Genomic DNA, 494 nt, shown 5'->3' with positions numbered 1-494 from the left:
TGAGTATTTTAACTGATTGACAAAATACGCTTTATCTTAACCTATCACCAATGGTCAGAGTGATGCCTTACTCAATTATGAAAATGAAATGATCCTATCAAAACAAAAGGGCGAAAAGTTTTCGTATGTTGTCCCTGATGTCAATATCTCTATTGAAAATCCTATTGCTGTAGTAGATAAAAATGTTGAACAACACGCTACTCGAAAAGTTGCAGAAGCATTTGTCCAATATCTCTACACTCCAGAGGTGCAAAGAGAATTTGCCAAAATAGGGTTTCGTCCTGTTGATACTACAATCGCAAAAGAACTAAGTAGCAATTTTCCTCAAATTAAAACTCTGTTGAAAGCTGAGGATTTAGGAGGCTGGAAGAGTATTGGGCAGAAATTTTTTAGTGAAGGTGCTATTTTTGAAAAAATTCAAGCTCAGAAACTGTTAACCTAAATTGCTGAAATATTTCGACTCTCAATTTGACGATTCTGGACTATGAGTCATA

Annotated in this window: 1 protein-coding gene; it reads left to right on the top strand. The window is 35.0% G+C overall.

Annotated features, from left to right (window positions below; genetic code table 11):
• Positions 1 to 43 precede the first annotated feature (43 nt).
• A complete protein-coding gene (locus ACM0OY_RS40570; RefSeq protein WP_414574328.1) occupies positions 44 to 442 on the top strand; it encodes a substrate-binding domain-containing protein in 399 nt (132 codons plus the stop codon).
• Positions 443 to 494: the final 52 nt, after the last annotated feature.

Origin of the sequence: Nostoc sp. CCY 9925 (assembly GCF_963920935.1) — a bacterium.
Lineage (GTDB): Bacteria > Cyanobacteriota > Cyanobacteriia > Cyanobacteriales > Nostocaceae > Nostoc.
The sequence above is the reverse complement of the archived record's forward strand: the minus strand, read 5'-3'. Positions and strand labels throughout refer to the sequence as shown.